This is a genomic window from Leptolyngbya sp. Cla-17 (assembly GCF_016807185.1).
Taxonomy (GTDB): domain Bacteria; phylum Cyanobacteriota; class Cyanobacteriia; order Leptolyngbyales; family Leptolyngbyaceae; genus ULC077BIN1.
In genome coordinates this window covers 2234322-2252957 of sequence record NZ_JAEVYN010000001.1, presented here as the reverse complement: position 1 = coordinate 2252957, position 18636 = coordinate 2234322, and the positions used below count along the sequence as shown (strand labels likewise).

Genomic DNA, 18636 nt, shown 5'->3' with positions numbered 1-18636 from the left:
TGACATTGTAGTTCAACCAGTTGATCCGCGCCTACTCTGAAGCGGGTAGCTGCATCACTGCACGGTAGTGATCTTCCACCTGCTGCACCGCATTGGATTTACGGTTTACTGACCATTGACTGCGGTTAAACAGTTGCGATCGCAACTCATCCAAGTTGATCCGCGTGGGCTTACCTTCCGCAATGACGCGATCGCCCTTGACCCAAACGCTGTCTACTACCTGAGTGGGACGACCCAACACCAGCAGCCCAATCGGATCGGTGCGGGGCAATAGCGACAAATTCATCAAGTCATACAGCACCAAGTCTGCTTGCTTACCCACTTCTATGGAACCCAGCTCACTTGCCATGCCCAGACCAGTCGCACCTCCCAAGGATGCCAGTTCTATCGCTTGGTGTGGCGTAATCCAATTTGTGTAGTCCAAATCGGTGACGTTGTGCAAAATAGTGCCAATTTTGATCGCTTCTAATACATCTTGAGAATCGTTGCTAGCCGCCCCATCGCAGCCAAAAGCAACATTAATCCCCGCTTGGCGATATTTCAAAATCGGAGCAATGCCGCTGCCTAAACGCAGATTACTTAAGGGATTGTGGACGACCGTCGAATGAGTGTCTCCTAAAAGGTCTATGTCGTGTTCATCTAGCCAAACACAGTGAGCCAGAGACGTTTGGGGGCTGAGAAATTCCAGCCGTTTCAAACGTTCTACCGCGCTACAGCCATACTGTTCATACGCCAAGAGTTTCTGAGCTTTCGTTTCTAATAAGTGGGCATGACGACAAAGATCGTGGCGATCGCTCAACTCCACACAGCCCTCGAATAAAGCATCAGAACATAGCTGAGTGCCAGTAGGAGCAGCCATAATCGAAATCCCTTCGGTCGGGCGATGAAATTGGGAGATCGCCTCTCGCAGAAGCTCCAACATTGCCTCCGTTGATCGCAAGTAAGGTTGGTGCTTTCGCCCTGTGTCTCCACAGGGAATTCCCGATTCCAATGATTCATCCTGAATTAGCGGACCGACAAAGGCTCGAATGCCCACTTCTTTATAAGCTTGGACAGCCGCAGCAACCGTTTCCAGCTCTCGACCCGGAATCAAAACCAGGTGATCCACAACCGTCGTTCCACCCGTGAGCAAGGTTTCAACGGCAGTTCCCAGGGCGCTCAGATAAATCTGTTCCGGGTCAAGGGGCGTGGAGTCGTAGAGTTCTGCCAGCCAGAGTTCTAGGGGATAGGGTGGAATCATGCCACGCTGCCACATTTCTGAAGAGTGCGTGTGGGCATTGACAAAACCCGGTAGTAGGAGTTTGTTGCGACCGTCGATCGCTGTCCCCAAAATGTCTAAAGTGGGGGCGATCGCAGCAATCCGTCCCTCAACAATATGAACGCTGACTGCTTGATACTCTTGCCCAACCGGAATTAATACATTTTGAATCGTAAACACCAAATACAGCCCTAAGAAACTCTTTACAGTTTGCCAGTTTAAGTTAGACAAAAAATACCACTCACTGGATGAAGTTTAAGCACCAAGGGCCAAGAATATGCCGAGCCTATGGGCATATGAGCTTCAGCTCTCCCCATAATTTGTGTTTAAAGACCATTCAGGGCGGAAGGAAAGTCATAGGCTCTTGACAATATGTGATCTCTCTCATTTAAGAAGTGATGGGGCTTCGACAAAGATCCAGAGTTTTGCTCATCATCGCCATGGACTTTAACGGCTGGATCTAAAAGTTTTGATAGGGAGCAAAAGTTGCTGCGATCGAGTCTATAACTGTAGACAGCTTGATGACTAACAATTTGATGCATACTCAATCGGTGTAGGAGAAGACCCAATGAAATTAGGCACAGTCGCTCTAGCAGGATTAACAGTAATGGGTGCGGTAGCCGCCACCAACTTAGTACTAGCGCAGGAGAGCCAACCAATTCCAGTAGAATCCCAGCAAATTCCAGTAGAACCCCAGCAAAATGATAGGCGGGCGGCGATCGCCAGAGTTAATCCCAAAAAACCCATTCAAATTCGCGTGACCAGTCGGACGAATATTCCTGTTGTTGCGACCGTGTTGCCCACTGCTGGCGATCGTCCAATTGCGCCAGGGAAAACTGTGATCTTTGGTCGCCTGCATACGAGCTATCTGTCCCTGCCTATGGATTTGCAAGTTTCGTTGCAAGAAACTCCTGACTTCGATAATCCCATTCGCGTGTATTTAGAGGTCAAGACAGTGGGCAACGAAATTCTCATCGACGTGAAAACCGCTTCAACGGGTGCTGGTAACTCCTCCCAAACCGTGGATGTAGACGAGAAGGGCGCAGTTTCTGTTTACTAAGTGGGCTGAGTGCAATTAAATATCCCGTTTATAATTTCCCCCTAAAAGCAGGTGGGTGATCGTGGCTTGCACTCAAACAACTGAGTTTCGAACGAGAGCGATCTCGTTTGCACTGGAACACTTGCGGGCAGCTAAACAGTAGCATTTTGAACTTGAACTGCACTTCATCCTGCACCTCAATAATTTGTGTCGCGAGACACTATTTAGAGTGAAAGGAAGGTCATAGGCTACTGACAAGAGCGGCAAAAGTTTGTTTGACTGAGTGAAGTTGACAATCTGCACAAATCCTTTGGTGCCCTACAGGTGCTGAGCGGCAATACAACCCAAGTTGATCGCGACTTCGCCTTGATCGACTTGGGTTGGCAATGCAATCGCGCCAAAATCTTTCTCGACAAGATGCTGAGGTGACTTTTTATTGTGCAGCATCAGAAAAAGCTGACAGCCCGCCAGTCGCGATAGGGCGATCGCATTTTCTACCTTTAGAAGGATTTTCCTAGAGGTGGCTAACATTGCCCTGTATGCTAAAACAAACTCTTTTGGCTAGCGGGTCAGATGTTTCCTATTAGCGACGATAACCCTGGAAAAACAACGCCCTACGTCACCTATGCCCTGATTGCACTGAACGTATTGGTGTTTTTGTACGAAATTACCCTGTCTCAGCCTCAGCTAGAGCGATTTTTCTATTCAGCGGCAGTCATTCCGGCTCAGCTTACAGCCACCTTTGAGGGTAATCCTGGAGCACGAGCCGAACTGCCTGAACTGGCGACTCTGATTACCTCGCAGTTTCTCCACGGCGGCTGGTTGCATATTTTTGGCAACATGCTGTTTCTCTGGATTTTTGGCAACAATGTAGAAGATGAACTGGGCCACTCTAGGTTTTTGGTGTTTTATATCACGTGCGGAGTATTGGCAAGCTTAGCCCAGTGGTTTTTCTCGCCTACATCAGCAATTCCATCCTTGGGAGCCAGCGGTGCGATCGCGGGAGTAATGGGCGCTTATATTGTTCGCTTTCCTCTGGCGCAAATTCTGACACTCGTGTCAGTTTTTCCGCTGCGGGTGCCTGCTTTCATATTTCTAGGCATTTGGTTTTTGCAGCAGGCGCTCTACAGCTTTGCCAGCCTCCAAGTTCGCACCAATATTGGCATGGAAAGCGGTGGGATTGCCTACTGGGCACATGCAGGTGGTTTTGTATTTGGGGCGCTCATAGCACTGCTGTTTGGGATGCGCCGTGATCCAAGTATGGTTGCCAAGTAAAGCGCTGCTTGAAGAAACAATGTAGGGCACAATAAGGAAACTCTTTCTGATTGTTGACTCTATGCCTGCTCCTTTGGATGCCCGACAACATTCCACAGCAACGCTTCGTAACCGAGAGCCAATTTTGGCGGTGTTGCAATCGGTTTTGCCACCCACGGGTACGGTGCTAGAAATCTCCAGTGGCACGGGCGAACATGCAGTGTTTTTTGCGCCCCGGTTGCAACCGCGTCACTGGATACCTTCCGACCCCAACCCAATCTCCCGTGCCAGCATTGCCGCTTGGCAAGAGGAGTTGCCAGCAAAAAATCTGCATCCACCCATCTTTTTAGATGTGCGCGATTCAGTCTGGACCGTGGAACAGGACAACATGGGGTATGAACCTATTGAGGCGATTGTCAACACCAACATGATTCATATTGCGCCCTGGACGGCATGTCTGGGATTGATGGCGGGGGCTGGGCGAATTTTACCCAAAGGTGGCATTTTATATTTGTATGGTCCATTTCAGCAGGGTGGTGAACATACGGCTCCTAGCAATGCCCAATTTGACCGGGGTCTGCAACAGCAAAATCCTGAATGGGGCGTGCGAAATTTAGAAGAGGTGGTTGCCGTTGCTCAGACCCAAGACCTGACACTGCTAAAAACCGTTGCTATGCCTTCCAATAATTTGTCGGTAGTGTTTCAGCGCTAGCAGCAATTGCTTGGGCGATCGCTATGCTTCTAGCAACATCAATTGCTGTGGATTGAAGTGAACATACCAGGGAAAAGGTCGGCTTTTTAGGGTTTCCCATTTTTCCTTATACACTTCTGCTTGCAAATGGTAATCCCTTGCATGGAGTGGAACCGACTGAAGTTTGAGAAATACGGTCATGCGATGGGGCGTTTCGCTAATCGCCGCAACCCAGCAAGAAAAAGTGTTGAGGTTAGAGCTCACGGGTGGACTATCTACAAATTGAATGTGGTGGGCGCGGATGCCAACCTGGGCTAAATGTGATGGCATAGGTTCTGTGACATGGAGGGTACAGTTCCAGTTGATAGCGTCAATTTGCTGGACTCCGTTGACTGGGGCATGGGCTTTGGCGCGGGAAAAGTTTTTGCAGCCTGTCAGTTTGGCAATGCTAACCCGGTTGGGATGTTCAAAAATGGTGTGTTTATCGGCATGGGCGATCGCGGTGCCCTGCTCCAAGATCAGCAAGGTTTGGCAAATGCGATAGGCTTCTTCCAAGTTATGGGTGATAAACAGGGTCGTCCCAGAATAAGCGTTCAAGGTCGCAATTAATTCTTGCTCCATTTGAAAGCGTAAATGGGTATCCAATGCAGAAAACGGCTCATCCAGCAGCAAAACATCAGGGTCGCAAATCAATGCTCTGGCAAGGGCAACGCGTTGCTGTTGTCCCCCTGATAACTGATGGGGATAGCGATCGCCTAGCCCTGTCAATTCCACTGCTTGCAATTGCGCCTCTATGCGTTGCCGTAAGGCTTTCTTAGTTTGAGTCAATCCAAACGCCACATTTTGGGCAACCGTCAGGTGCGGAAACAGCGCATAGTGTTGAAAAATCACACCAATTCGGCGATCGCGGCTAGGAAGATTAATGCCAAGCTGAGAGTCAAATAAAACTCGTCCGTTGAGAACAATGCATCCCTGATCAGGCGTTTCGATGCCTGCAATACAGCGCAACAGCAAACTTTTGCCTGCTCCTGATGCACCAAGAATTCCTAAAGGATAGCGATCGGTGTGAAAAGCAAGTTGGAGGGAGAAGTAAGGGAGGTGCTTTTGAATATCAACCCGTAGGAAGGGTTGGGTTTCAGATGTTGGATATCGGCGGGGTGCAGGGTGCAGGGTGTGGGGTGTGGGGTGCGAGGTGCGATGAGGGGTGAGAAGGAGATTGATTGTGGCGATCGCGGAGAGGGAAATAGACAAAATGATGACGCTCCAGAACCAGGCTTGATCGGTTGCGCCCGCTTCTACGGCTGAATAAATTGCTAAGGGAATGGTTTCTGTTTCACCGGGAATATTGCCAGCTAGCATCAACGTCGCGCCAAATTCCCCCAATCCCCGTGTAAATGTAAGGGTTACCCCCGCTAAAATTCCGGGCAACGCCAGCGGTAGGCTAACCTGCCAAAAAATTCGTAGTTCCGAAGCGCCTAAGGTTCTAGCAGCGTGGAGTAGATTGCTATCAATTTGCTCAAAGGCTCCCAAGGCAGTCCGATACATCAGCGGAAAGGTGATGACAGTGGCGGCGATCGCCCCTGCATACCAGGTAAAAATAAGTTCTACATTCAGCGATTGCAGCAGTTTTCCTGCCCAACCGTTTTGACCAAAAAACTGCAATAAAACAAATCCAACGACGGTTGGCGGCAGCACCAAAGGGGAAATAAACACCGCATCCAGCAGCGATCGCCACTTTCCTTGATAGCCCAACAATCCGTAGGCAGCCGCAGTTCCGACAAAACAGGTAATCAGAGTCGCCACTGCTGAAACTTTGAGCGAAATCCAAAGGGGAGACAGATCAATAGTCGTCATGACAATGGTTATGAATGCAGCAAAAAATTAGTTGAAACACCTAAAAACTCATTATTAAAACTAAAATTAGCTGGCTCCAAAGCCATATTTTTGAAAGATTTGTTTTGCTTTGCTGCTCGACAAAAACTGGATAAACGTGCGTGCAGAGGTTTGATTTTTGCTGCGTTTAACTACGGCGATCGAGTAAGTAATTGGCGTGTGTAAACTAGCAGGAATAACCTGAACCACTTTAACTTTGTTGGATGTTTTCGCATCGGTAGCGTACACTAAACCCGCTTGCACATTACCCGATTCTACAAATTGCAGCACTTGGCGCACATTGTTTGCCAACACAAACTTAGGTTTTAACGAGTTCCATAATCCCTGCTTCTTTAACGCTTCTTCGCTGTATTGCCCGACTGGAACACTGCGCGGGTCACCGATCGCAATTCGTTTGACGCGTAGATCCTTCAAGCTCTGAAGATTAGTCACTCCTGATGCTGTATTGGGCACTACCAGAACTAATCGATTGGTTAACAAATTGCGACGGCTAGCGGATTCAATCAAATTTTTCTGCTGCATTGCATCCATTTGTTTGTCAGCGGCAGAAATAAAAATATCTGCGGGCGCACCATTTTCGATTTGCTGTTGCAGTGCGCCAGAACTGGCAAAGTTGTAGCGCAAGGTGACGGTTGGACGAGTTTGATTATAAAGTGGAGCAATTTCTTGCAGCGCATCGGTTAAGCTGGCAGCAGCCGACACAACTAATCGAGAATTATTTTGCGCGATCGCCAAAGATTGACCATCCCATCCCCTGCCAACCGCTAGCGCGATCACCAGCGCCATTCCAGCAATTAAAGCAAGACTAAAAATTCTCTTCATCATTTTCTTCTCCTAACTCAAACAGTGCTTCAGCTCGATTTGTGAAACACTCGAAACGCCGAAATATTTAAGATTGTTCCAAGACCAAACTTTAATGCTGTTGCTGGAACGATGCCAGCCAGCATCCTCCCAATGATCGCTCCAATCAAACACACCCACGAACACAGGCAATCGAAACTCAGCCCCTCCTAAACCGATTAATCCTCCTAATACTTCAATGGGTACAGCATAGAAAAATGCGAGTTGAGAATAGTACTTACTCAGGCTTCTGTCTGTCTTTACAACGGGTGTGTTGGGTTTTTCCATTAACTATCTACACGCTACTTTTTCACTCCTCGCTGTTTGACTTAAATTAGGTGAAAGCTCAGGTTCTAAATGGCTTATTCTGACTGAGCCGCTGGGTTTGTAGCATAGACACCTGCTTAAAATCGATGGGTGCCTCATCATCTGTGGGTTCGGCTGATTTTTGGGTTGATGGTGGCGATCGCATGCAAAGCTCACTGAAGCGAATGGTAATCGGCGGAGGCTTTTTAGGGGGCACCCTAGTTGTCGCAGTCGCAGGCTATCGACTAGCAGGATGGAACTGGCTTGACTCTATCTATATGGTAGTCATCACCGTTTTCGGGGTAGGTTTTGGCGAAATCGGACCCATGACACCTCCCCTGCGAGTTTTTACGATGATGGTCATTATTTCGGGCTGCACTTCAGTTGCTTACATTTTGGGCGGCTTTCTGCAAATGATTACTGAAGGCGAAATCAAACGAGCATTGGGAGTAAGACGCATGAAACGCGAAATTGATTTGCTAAAAGACCACGTAATTATCTGTGGCTACGGTCGCATTGGGCAAATTTTAGCGCATCAAATGGAAGCTGCTCGCCAGCCTTTCGTTGTCATTGATAATGATGATCATCGGATAGCACAGGCTGAGGGCAATGGCTTTTTGGTGCAGATGGGCAACGCTGCCGATGAAGATATTTTAGAAGCCGCCGGAATTATGCGAGCAAGGCATCTAGCAACTGTTTTGCCCGATGATGCCATCAATGTGTTTATTACGCTCACGGCGCGGGGCTTGAATCCTGATCTGATTATTTTGGCAAGAGGCGAGTATCTTTCCACAGAAAAAAAGCTATTGCAGGCAGGAGCTGATCGCGTTGTCTCTCCAGCGGCGATCGGGGCACTTCGCATGTCGCATATGATTACGCATCCTGCCACACTAGATTTTTTGGAGCAAGATGATGGACGCAATAGCCTGAATGAACTGTTGGCTCAAATTGATGTTCAGGTTGAAGAACTGGCGATTTCTCTTGGCTCTAATTTGGCAGGGGCAACGATAGGAAGTGTGCAGGTACGCGGCAAAGGCACTTTTATAGTAGTGGCACTCCGTAAAGCAATCGGTTCGACCATCATCAATCCTGATCAAGAAGCCTTTTTAGAGGAAGGCGATACCCTGATTGTGATGGGGCATCTGGGCGATATTCCCAAATTTGCACGACATCATGCTGCTAAACGCCAAATGCAGTATCGCGGCACCAAGTTTACACGACATCAAAAATGAGGGAATATTTTTTAGCTGTAGAAATATTTCTTTGTACGACTCTGGCAGAGAGTAAAGTCAATATTGAGGGTTCACTCCCCAAGCTTTCTCTTTGTTAGCAATGCCGGAAATTACAGGATGATGGAAGGATCTTTTACTGGGTGTGGGAATGCGATCGCCTGAGTTGTCTGCGTTTCAATTGCTGCAAAAAGCAGCATCTTTGTTGGTGTATCAATCGGTGTTTGATTTTGAGCAGGAAGCAGGACAAGCTTTTCTAGCATTGCTGCAAGCCATTCACAACGTCCAGCAGCAGGCAAACGCAGACGTTGCAGATGCAGATGTTTTAGATTGTCTTCATGCCTATGGTCGCTGGTTTCGCTGCCTTGCAGAAGCAGAACAATCTTGGCAAGATCTGTTGCTCACCTGCATTTTGCAGGATGAGAATCCATTTACTCAACAGGCGCAACAAAAAGATTTTCAAGCTGTGTCGTCCGTTTTAGTTTTGGCAGCACAGCACGATTTGCGAGTGCTGCAAGAGGTGTCTAATTGTGGGGAAGCGCAGCTGAGAAACTGGGTGGAGGCAATCGCGCAGGTTTCTCTACCCGCGACATCCTGGGAATCATCAGGCGATTCAGCAGTAGCGTCTGTCAAGCTTCAGTTAGAACAGACTAACTGGGCAGAGGGCATAGAAGTATTTGCCGCTTATTACCGTCAGCGCGGAACTGGAATTACAGCGATGTTTTCTGCATTGCGATGGCATCAGGGCGAACTAGTGGGCATCGCCCACGCCGATCCGGTAAATCTGGAGGATCTGGTGGGCTACAGCGTGCAGCAAGAATCGCTGTTGAAAAATACAGAGTTTTTACTCAAAGGCTATCCAGCGCTCCATGTGTTGCTGTATGGCAGTCGTGGATCGGGTAAATCATCGTTAGTGAAGGCGCTGCTAAATCGCTATAGCAAAGATGGCTTGCGCTTAGTTGAGGTTACCAAGTCGGAACTGCGAGATTTACCCGCGATCGCCGATCAACTGCGTTCGCTGCCGCAAAAGTTTATTTTATTTGTCGATGATCTGTCGTTTGAAGAAGACGAGGACGATTACAAAGCGCTAAAGGTGGTGTTGGAAGGAAATTTAACGGCGCGACCGCAAAATATAGTCGTCTATGCCACCTCTAATCGTCGGCATTTGATTCGGGAGTTTTTTGGCGATCGTCCCCGTCCCAAAGACGGTGATGAAGTCCATGCCTGGGACACCGTGCAAGAAAAGCTCTCCTTCAGCGATCGCTTCGGACTAACGCTGACCTTTGAGCCACCCGATCAAGTTACTTATTTACAGATCGTTCACCATTTAGCTGCCCAAGCCAAAATCTCTCTTAACCCAGACGAGTTGGAGTTTCAAGCGCTTCAGTGGGCAACTCGCTACAATGGGCGATCGGGACGAACTGCCCGCCAATTTATTGACTTTCTTCACGCTGATCTAACAGCATCAAAAAATATACGGTTATAAGGTTTGCTTACGCCAATTGCGTTACTTGCAGATACTATTGCAGTGAGCTTAAAAGTTTAACTATCAATCAATTTCAGTAACTCAGAGTCTCATGAGCGCAATATTTCGAGATATTTTTTTGAGAAATTCATCAAAAACTAAAATTAGAATTAAGAGTCGCATCTGTATTCTTCATTCATATGGTGAATTATCAGATTCATTAAAATTCGGGCATTATATTCTTGAACCTTATGACCAAACAAGAGACTTTCATGCCGCATCTCCACAGCGATTGAAAGTCACAATAAGTCACGCAGAACCAGAAGGGGTCAACGGTTACAACTCTCAAAAAATAAATGATGAAATTGGTTCTTTGCTATCTCTTGCCAGTGGCAGAACAGTAATATCCAAGCGAGATTTCTTGTTAATTGTAGATGGCAAGGAAAAGCTAATTGAACGGAGGCATCGTACGGTAGAACATCATAGCAATCTATTTGCTTCGATTGAGAGTGAAGAAACTCAAAAAACTTTAGATAGAATCTGGCTCAATATTCAACAAGTCAAAACGCAGCAATCTCTTGATAAACTACGCATTTTAATCAAAGCTGTAAATCTCTATCAAAGTTCACTAGAAGTGATACTAAATAGCTATGAAGCTGCCTATATTTTACTGATCTCCAGTGCAGAAACGGTTGGACGAGCATTTAGTTCAGTATCTCCGACAGTGGAAGACCTACCTCAAAAAGACAAACTTTGTGGCTTTTTTGACAAACATGAATTGAATGAAACACTACGACAAGAACTCCTGAGCATTCTTTTTACACCAGATCATATTAAATTGCAGGCTAAATTTAAAGATGTGATCATGTCAAACCTGGACTCAACTTTTTTTGACAGATCGCCCTTACTATATGAGCCAAGAGGAAAAGATTTTAGTGAGAAAGACGATTCATTCACATTCCTGGGTTGGCACAAAGAAACTGATCCAACCTGGAAAATCCATAAAAGCGAAGTCAAAAAATTATTAACTACGATATATCAGTGCCGTTCTCAGTTTGTCCATGCAGGAGAAGAATTTCCTTCTCATAGCAAGTTTACAGGATGTAATTCAGGAGTTCAGCCATTGAAAGTTGACAAAGGTGGAAAGATAAAAAAGGATAAGGATGATAGATTCTTTTTAGAAGAGAAGGTGATGTCCTACTTCTGGTTTGAACGAGTTATAAACAATGTGTTAATTAACTTACGGCGGATTGCAGTGTTAAGAGGGACAGTAACAGCAGTGTGCAAACCAGTTGTGCAAATGTTGAGGATCTATCAAATCCATCGCTGTGGCAATGAGGGTATCTACCCTTTTCGAGGTTGTCGGCGAGAACTGTCTTAGGAAAGCCTTTAACTGTGACCACCAATGCTCAATCGGATTAAATTCGGGAGAGTAAGGAGACAGATACAGAACCTTCGCTCCAACCGCCTCAATTAAAGGTGCAATGGCTTTTACCTTGTGAGCAGGCAGGTTATCCATGACCACGACAGCCCCTTTCCACAGTTGAGGCACAAGACACTTTGAGACGTACACCTCAAAGACAACCGCGTCCATCGACTGATCTATCGTCATCACAGCCAGCACCTTTGAGACGGTAATCGCGCCCATGACACTCACCTTCTTGCCCCGATAAAAAGGTTTGAAGTCATACGCTCGTTCCCCAGGTGCAGCACGGGCATGGGTTCGCATGAGTCCCAGTAGAACACCCATCTCATCGAGAAACACTAAATCTTTGAGTTCTATACTCGTCACCTGTGCCCAGTACTCCTGTCTCAGGAGTTGGACTCGTTCGCTGGTGGCTTGGCTGGAGCGGAGCGTTTTTTTTTGCGCGGTAAATTGAGTCTCTGAAAGGTTCGGCACATAGTACTTTGGCTAACCCATAGCCCAGTCTCATCAAAGAGTAGCTCACAATATTCCGCTAAGGTCGCATCGCGCTGGTTCTCGAAGATCGCCACTAACTGGTCTTTGTGCTCCATCACAGGACTCACCGAACCACCCTGCTTATGGGGAACGACGTGACCTTCTGTGCGCTTCTGAATCATCCATCTCTCGACGCAACTCTTGCTGACAGCAAAGCGGGCAGCAACTTTTCGGATCGAGCTATCACCCTTCTCCATAGCACTTACAATCTTCTCTCGAAAGTCTATGGAATACGGCTTCATTTTTGACCCAACGTTGTAATCCTTCATTGTCCTCTATCTGACTGCAATCCGCTGTATTTGATAAGCTTTAAAGATCATATTAAATCTAGACTTTGCCTTTCTGCGGGAATCAGGCTGACGAGTCCATACTTAAAGTGCTGTAATGGCTCACTTCAGAGCTTTTATGAGGAATTGCCAGAAATGCGATTGTAGTTTGAATATTCGCCGCAACCTTGAGCCACTTTCTATCGTGGTATTACTCAGAATTGCAGCAAACTCTTTACCGCCATACCGGGCAACTAAATCAGTTGGGCGTTTTATCGCTTGAGCAATCGCCTGTGTCATTCGCATTAAGCAGTCATCACCGCCTTCATGCCCGTAGCTATCATCGTAGCGTTTGAAATAATCAGAATCAGAGCCAGAGGGTTTTATTCTCGTTGAGGTCGTTGCCATTCTAGAATGAGGTGACGAGCAATGCGATGAACAAATGAGCCACAGTCAGGTAGTGGCAGTGATGGATCAACTGCACCAGATTCAGGGGGGGGTAAGACTGTCAATTCCAGCACAGTCAGTAGTTTGACTGGCTAGTTAATTCTCCAGATGTCTTAAAACTGAACTCCAACAGTCGCTGCCTGCCCATTGCGGGCAATAGTAAACTGAGCAGAAGTGGGAGCGGTGCTGATAAATGCTTTTAGGTCATCAAAGTTGCGGAGGGCATTCCCATTCACTCCTAGCAGGCGATCGCCCACTTGCAAGCCGCTATTTGCCGCGGCTGAACCGCTATTGATGCTCTGAATGACTAACGTTCGAGTATCCATGGTCACGCCTAATTGAACGCCCGAAATCGCTGGAGAATTTGAGTCAACACTGGTTGATGGAGATGTTGAACCTGAATTAAAACCAGGATTTTCATATTGGGGAGTGGGAACTTGGGAGTTTTCATAGACTGGATTTAAGCGCCCGTCGTTTGGTGTTGGGATGACAACAACACCGCCGGAATATTGACCGCTGGAGTAGCCGCCATTGGGATAGCGAGACGCAAATTGATTACTTGGTTTGTTGACCGACTCATAAATACGACTATTTTGGCGCGATCGCCAGATTGGATCTTGCGGCTTCGGCAACACAATTCTACCGGGAAATTGGGATATCGTCGGGTCAGTTGGCGGCTGATAGATGGGCGTTTGTGCTTGAGGCGATCGCTGCATCGAGCCATTATAAATTGGCGACACCGAAGCAATATTACCTGAGCCATTTTGGGCAATAAATGACCGGGCAACTTGCACACTGGTAGCAATACTGATCCCAGTGTTGCGGCCCTGTGCCGACTCCAAAATCGCCTTATTTACTCCCACCATCTCACCCAACCCATTCAACAACGGTCCACCCGAATTTCCAGGTCGCAATACTACCCTCGATTGCAGATCGCCATTACTTCGCACGCTGCTAAAAGTGCCCGTCGTCAACACCCCTGGACGACCATAAGGACTGCCGATCGCTAACACTGTTTCTCCAGGTTGCGGTGTGCTGTTCGCCAATGGCACCGTGGGCAGTTGCGCCCCAGTTTGCAGTTGAATCAGCGCTAAATCGGAACGGCGATCAATAGCAATCACCTGCCCTGGATATCGCTGCCCATCAGATGTTGTAGCAGATACCTGACTACCTACCGCCCCATTCACCACATGGTTGTTAGTGATCACCAATCCATTGGAGCTAACCACACTGCCAGAGCCAATTTCTCGACCTGCAAATACCGTCACCACAGCCGGATTCACCCGCTGGTAAATCGTATCTGCTGACCCTGCGATCGTGCGAGATTCATAGGCAATTAGCGCTGGAGCACTAATGGTTGGAATAGGCGTAACCACCAAAGCCGACGCAACAAACAACAGCAAATATCGTAATTTCATGGCATCTGAGTAAAGAGTGTTTGGTGCAAACCAACCTAGCTTCCAGCCCCTCAACACGTTGAAATAGTGGTTTTAGCACCCCTCTTAAACTGCCCAGTTAAAACGGTGAACAAACTGTCACACCATTTCCAAAAAGTTTGCGGAAACAGGAGAAGCTAAAAAGTATCAAGTAGAAGAGAGTGGTTATTATTTCGACGCTCTGGCACCCCCAGAGCGTTTTTAATGTTTAAACGAAAGCTAGCGAGTATTGTTACCTTTCAACAGGTTTACTAGGGCATCCGGATAGTTTTTGGGGATTATATCCACCATTTATTTAGAGGTTCACACCAGATTGAAGCCCTTAGCACTTCTGTCGGTGGAGTAGCTGACTCAGCACAAGATACGGGTCGATCAATTTGATAAACTCGACTGCGGTAAATCGAAGCGTATATCTTTTGCCGAGTTCTCCTTATCTCTTAAATGCTTCGACAGAATGATCGAAGCATCACATAGGGGATGGTTGCTAATGTCAAGTACTTAGCTGCGATTTAGTAATGCCTGACGGTGAGCTAAAACTTGTGTAGGTTCAATACGAGTGATGACTTCATCTAAAGGCAGCTTGCGGTTGGCTCCAGTATAAACATTGACTTGATAGACTTCACGATTAGTAATATCCAAGCCGGTGAGCCAACCACTTTTTGGGTGATAAGCTCCAGTATCAATATCTAGCCAACCGCAGCCTTGAGCCAATTCTCCAGGTTCCACCTTCGGTAGGGTAAAAGTAATGGTGTGACCGGTAATAATTAACTTATCGGCAAAGTAGGGTTTGGAACTGCTGTGAAACTCATCTCGAATCCAACAAAATTCTTGAAGGCTTTGTGACTCGATGGGGAGCAATGGATGAACCCCTGCATGAACCAGCCAAATATCTCCTAAGTCAAGATAGGATGGCAATGTTTTCAACCAGGCTAGATGCTCTTGAAAAAGCCCTCCGGTGTCGCCGTAGCTGGCGATTGTTGCTCTTCCACCACTGTATAACCATGCTTGGAGGGCGGGGGCGAAAGGGCGACCATTGGGATAAGCATCGAGCATCAGTTGTTCGTGGTTGCCCAGCAAGCTTGTGTAGCGATGTTGCCGCACGAAACTAATAACATCGGCGCTATCGGGTCCTCGATCAATTAAGTCGCCTAAAAAGTAGACTTTATCTAAGGTATCGGGTGCGATCGCTTCTAACAGCGTCATCAGTGCCCGGTAATGTCCATGAACATCGCCTATGATAATCCGTCGATGACGAGCTTGAGTCATGCGATCGCCTTTTAACACCGTTAACAGTAATGCACCAGTGCAGTATCTGTAATTTAACTTACGAATACTGACGCAGTGATATAAATCACCTACTTCATTATGCCCCGATTATCCTTTCGGTTCTCATAAACCGCCTAAACATTACAGTTAATCTCATCAACTTTACTTCGGCTTTACTGGCTCTTTTCCTTCTAAAAAAGGATGGAAAGTTAAACAGCTTCAGACTAAAGCGAACGTCACAAAATCACTGGCGCAAAGCCTTTAAAAGACGTTCTAATCCTGCAAACATACTTTTGGCACGAGAGGGTTGAACACTACTGTTTTTTAGGAAAATTTCATCCAATCGTTCCAAACTTGGTTTTAATGGCTCTTCTGCAATTAGGGTATAGGCTTCATCTGCGCCAGCCCATACTTGCCAGTTAGAAGGATAGCATCGCAGCAATGCGGCTCCATCTAATGGCTTTAGGAAATAGCAAGGCTCAATAGTATTCAAAAATCGCTCTCGGAGTTTACGCGCTGTGTAGCCAATTCCAACTGCGCCGACATCTTCTAATCGAGGATTGAAAAGAAGAACTGGGCGATCGCCTGCCGCATTACAAATCTGTTCTACTAGCAATACTTCGACTGAAGAGGGCGCTACGAACATAAATGCTTGATCTTCTGAAGTCGCCAACTCTTCCACTAACGTGGTTTGACGAGCGCCTGCAATGTCAATACTTTGAATGGAATGAGTAGTATCACCCCAGTCTCGACGAGCAAGGGCTGCTGCGCCTGCATCAGTGAAAAAAATCTTTAGCCCAGCGCCATAGCCTGCCAAGGCTGGAAGAAACTGATGGGCAGGCTGCATCGGTTTTAATTCTGGAATTGCCAACTCCACTTGCAACCGTGTGTAGCCTGCTGCCAAGGCGGCTTGGGTTGCTGTTTGAGCTTGGGCGATCGCTTCATCCAGAGTAGTAGGAAAATCAACCATTAATCGTATTTATACTTATGTGTCTATTCTTAGAGTGTCAAGGATTGAACATCCGTCTCAATCAACTTTGCCAGATCTTTCAAAAATGCGGCAGCATGGGCACCATAAATTATTCGATGATCACAGGTCATGTTTACCTGCATTTGTCGCTTCACCCCCAGCAACCCATCATCTGTTGCAACTACGGTGGGTAAGGAAGCCCCGATCGCGAGAATGGAACCCATACCCGGCGGAAGAATCGCATCAAATCGATCAACCCCAAACATACCTAAATTTGAAATCGCAATCGTGCCAGTGCTGTATTCATCGGGCTGAAGTTGTTTTGCTCTGGCGCGGTCAACCAGATCTTTCCAGCTACGCGACAAGGAATACAAATCCATTTGATCTGCGTTTTGCAGAACGGGGGTAATTAGTCCGCCATCATCCATTGCCACGGCGATCGCCACGTTAATCGCTGCTGGATAGTTGATACTTTGGTTGACATAATTGGCATTCACAACCGGATGTTTTTGCAAAGTAACGGCGACTGCTTTTGCCAACAGCGCCGTCATCGTGACCCCTTTAGACTTCACCTGTTTGTAAAGCTTGTCTAAATTGTCGGTCGTGATTTTGTAGCTGACATGGAATGTGGGAACTTCCATACTGGCTAGCATGTTCCGCACAACGGCATTTTGCAGAGTGTTGAGGGGAACTTGTTGTCCTAAAACGACGGGCGCAGGGGCAGCAGTAGGTTTATTGGAAGCCACTGCCGTTGAGACAGGAGCCACTACAGCAGGAACAGTCACACTAGGGAGGGGAGCGACAATCCCCCCAGCGGCTTCCACATCTTCAGCAATGATGCGTCCATGAGGACCACTACCTTTTAAGGTATTCAAGTCAACCTTTAAATCTTTTGCCAATTTCCGGGCACGAGGAGAGACGATCAGGCGACCGTTGCCAGTACTCCCTCCATTCGTGGAAGGCGGTGCTACAGAAGGAGCCGGAGCCGGAGCCGCTGATGTCATTACCGCAACTTCCGGCTTCGCTGGAGTAGTTGCTTGCTGTTGGGCAGTGGCGATTTCTGCTTCGGTTTCAACCACTAGCGCGATCGCAGCTCCTACAGGGGCAGTTTCGCCCGCTGACACCACAATTGCCGCCAAATAGCCTTCATAGAAAGACTCTACATCCATATCTGCTTTGTCTGACTCAACCACCACAACGGTTTCGCCTTTCTCCACCTTGTCGCCCGGAGATTTCACCCACGCAACGATTTTTCCCTCCGTCATGGTGGAACTGAGAGCAGGCATGAAGACTTCATTAATCATGGGGCACTTTCCAAAGCAAACAGTGTAAATCAAATTAAAGCGATCGCCAGCCGACGTTGCAGTGGCTACCAGCCAAGCAAGATAGAAGGATCAGGCTAGTTAAGTTGCAAGCAGTCAGGGCAACCAACCTCAATTTTACAAGCTTGAACATCATAAAGCCCAGAGCTACAGGGAAATCATTTTTGCTATCTCCTAGCTCTCCAATAGTGCTGCGAGTTAGTTGGGGGAAAACCTTACCGAGAGTTGTGTGCAGAATAGCCACGACAACGCATTCATCGGTGCAATGCCAAGGTTAGCTTTCCCCGTGAAATCAGCGATCGCAGAGGCTGCAATGTTGGCGATTACTCCCGCTTATTTCAAAGAAACCATAAAGTAGGGCTTAATGATTAGCACCTAGGAAAGGCAAAATAACCTAGGCTAAGACTAAGTGTGATTGTGGGCAGCAAAAACTCAACAGAGTGTAAAAATGAGTACGGAAAAGAAGCGACAACAGCCTGGTTGGTGGGTTCCAGCGTTTATTGGTTTCATCCTAGCCCTAGCTGGCATTCGGTATGTTAGCTCCCAGGGGTGGTGGGGAAATAGATTTGACGTGAACCAACGGTCGTACCAAACAATCAGTACCGGGCTTAGCGTTCAAGTGCCCAATCAGTCTGAAGTTCCAATCGGTACTCAAACGTTAAACCCAGGTAGACCGTCGCGACCATCCACTTCAATAGATTCCAGTCAGAGTAGTAGAGCATCCGACCAAGGGCCACGCGCCTTATGGTAAGCAAAAGTATAAAAAGTCCGTAAGGAAGCTTCAAAAAAGATTCGTAATACTGACAAACTCTGTAAAGGTTTAGAAAAGTTTGTCTCGAATCATTGCATGAGGTAATAAAGCTAGTGTTTAGTCTATGTATTCGCACTTAGCTAGACCCAGCAGATAGATTTTTGATCATCTTTGGTTGCGTCAAGGGTCTAGATTCAGCAAACCGGTTTAAACGCTTGTTGCACTATCATAAGTTTTCTAGAT

Annotated in this window: 17 protein-coding genes; 5 read left to right on the top strand and 12 right to left on the bottom strand. The window is 47.2% G+C overall.

What is annotated here, in order from left to right:
• Positions 1 to 31: 31 nt before the first annotated feature.
• Complete coding sequence (locus tag JOY44_RS10065) at positions 32 to 1489, bottom strand: amidohydrolase family protein (protein WP_197985107.1); 1458 nt, start codon at positions 1487 to 1489, stop codon at positions 32 to 34.
• Between the two features lie 337 nt (positions 1490 to 1826).
• Here JOY44_RS10065 and JOY44_RS10060 point away from each other — a divergent pair, with 337 nt between their 5' ends.
• Complete coding sequence (locus tag JOY44_RS10060; protein ID WP_171573439.1) at positions 1827 to 2318, top strand: hypothetical protein; 492 nt, start codon at positions 1827 to 1829, stop codon at positions 2316 to 2318.
• 297 nt (positions 2319 to 2615) lie between these two features.
• On the opposite strand, the gene JOY44_RS10055 is transcribed toward JOY44_RS10060, so the two are convergent.
• The gene (locus JOY44_RS10055; RefSeq protein ID WP_171573438.1) at positions 2616 to 2828 is read right to left on the bottom strand and encodes a hypothetical protein; all 213 of its coding nucleotides are present in this window, start codon (positions 2826 to 2828) and stop codon (positions 2616 to 2618) included.
• A gap of 42 nt (positions 2829 to 2870) precedes the next feature.
• On the opposite strand from JOY44_RS10055, the gene JOY44_RS10050 reads away from it, so the two are divergent.
• Together JOY44_RS10050 and JOY44_RS10045 are read left to right on the top strand one after the other, a co-directional pair.
• On the top strand, positions 2871 to 3572 hold the full coding sequence (locus JOY44_RS10050) for a rhomboid family intramembrane serine protease (RefSeq protein WP_171573437.1): 702 nt from the start codon (positions 2871 to 2873) through the stop codon (positions 3570 to 3572).
• A 61-nt stretch (positions 3573 to 3633) separates the two neighbouring features.
• Positions 3634 to 4263: a DUF938 domain-containing protein gene (locus JOY44_RS10045; protein WP_171573436.1), complete on the top strand. Its 630-nt coding sequence runs from the start codon at positions 3634 to 3636 to the stop codon at positions 4261 to 4263.
• A 21-nt stretch (positions 4264 to 4284) separates the two neighbouring features.
• On the opposite strand, the gene modB is transcribed toward JOY44_RS10045, so the two are convergent.
• From modB to JOY44_RS10030, 3 genes are all read right to left on the bottom strand, one after another.
• The gene (modB, locus tag JOY44_RS10040) at positions 4285 to 6096 is read right to left on the bottom strand and encodes a molybdate ABC transporter permease subunit (RefSeq protein WP_171573435.1); all 1812 of its coding nucleotides are present in this window, start codon (positions 6094 to 6096) and stop codon (positions 4285 to 4287) included.
• A gap of 66 nt (positions 6097 to 6162) precedes the next feature.
• A complete protein-coding gene (modA, locus tag JOY44_RS10035) occupies positions 6163 to 6960 on the bottom strand; it encodes a molybdate ABC transporter substrate-binding protein (RefSeq protein ID WP_197985106.1) in 798 nt (265 codons plus the stop codon).
• Between the two features lie 9 nt (positions 6961 to 6969).
• Positions 6970 to 7263 carry a hypothetical protein gene (locus tag JOY44_RS10030; RefSeq protein WP_197985105.1) on the bottom strand — a complete coding sequence of 98 codons (294 nt, stop codon included), beginning with the start codon at positions 7261 to 7263 and terminating at the stop codon, positions 6970 to 6972.
• Between the two features lie 125 nt (positions 7264 to 7388).
• Here JOY44_RS10030 and JOY44_RS10025 point away from each other — a divergent pair, with 125 nt between their 5' ends.
• Together JOY44_RS10025 and JOY44_RS10020 are read left to right on the top strand one after the other, a co-directional pair.
• The gene (locus JOY44_RS10025; RefSeq protein WP_197985104.1) at positions 7389 to 8513 is read left to right on the top strand and encodes a potassium channel family protein; all 1125 of its coding nucleotides are present in this window, start codon (positions 7389 to 7391) and stop codon (positions 8511 to 8513) included.
• 148 nt (positions 8514 to 8661) lie between these two features.
• The gene (locus tag JOY44_RS10020) at positions 8662 to 9996 is read left to right on the top strand and encodes an ATP-binding protein (protein WP_171573434.1); all 1335 of its coding nucleotides are present in this window, start codon (positions 8662 to 8664) and stop codon (positions 9994 to 9996) included.
• A 1237-nt stretch (positions 9997 to 11233) separates the two neighbouring features.
• On the opposite strand, the gene JOY44_RS10015 is transcribed toward JOY44_RS10020, so the two are convergent.
• The 7 genes from JOY44_RS10015 to JOY44_RS09985 form a co-directional block, all read right to left on the bottom strand.
• Complete coding sequence (locus tag JOY44_RS10015) at positions 11234 to 11875, bottom strand: IS630 family transposase (RefSeq protein WP_171571819.1); 642 nt, start codon at positions 11873 to 11875, stop codon at positions 11234 to 11236.
• On the bottom strand, positions 11788 to 12204 hold the full coding sequence (locus tag JOY44_RS10010) for a helix-turn-helix domain-containing protein (RefSeq protein ID WP_171571820.1): 417 nt from the start codon (positions 12202 to 12204) through the stop codon (positions 11788 to 11790). The genes JOY44_RS10015 and JOY44_RS10010 overlap by 88 nt, the downstream gene beginning before the upstream one ends.
• 120 nt (positions 12205 to 12324) lie before the next feature.
• On the bottom strand, positions 12325 to 12609 hold the full coding sequence (locus JOY44_RS31345; RefSeq protein ID WP_197985103.1) for a diguanylate cyclase domain-containing protein: 285 nt from the start codon (positions 12607 to 12609) through the stop codon (positions 12325 to 12327).
• Between the two features lie 152 nt (positions 12610 to 12761).
• Positions 12762 to 14066, bottom strand: coding sequence for a S1C family serine protease (locus tag JOY44_RS10000; RefSeq protein WP_171573433.1), 1305 nt, complete (start codon positions 14064 to 14066; stop codon positions 12762 to 12764).
• A 516-nt stretch (positions 14067 to 14582) separates the two neighbouring features.
• A complete protein-coding gene (locus JOY44_RS09995; protein ID WP_171573432.1) occupies positions 14583 to 15350 on the bottom strand; it encodes a metallophosphoesterase family protein in 768 nt (255 codons plus the stop codon).
• Positions 15351 to 15594: 244 nt separating this feature from the next.
• Positions 15595 to 16320, bottom strand: a complete 726-nt coding sequence (locus JOY44_RS09990) for a DUF1995 family protein (protein ID WP_171573431.1) — start codon at positions 16318 to 16320, stop codon at positions 15595 to 15597.
• A gap of 29 nt (positions 16321 to 16349) precedes the next feature.
• A complete protein-coding gene (locus tag JOY44_RS09985) occupies positions 16350 to 17624 on the bottom strand; it encodes a dihydrolipoamide acetyltransferase family protein (RefSeq protein WP_171573430.1) in 1275 nt (424 codons plus the stop codon).
• Positions 17625 to 18636: the final 1012 nt, after the last annotated feature.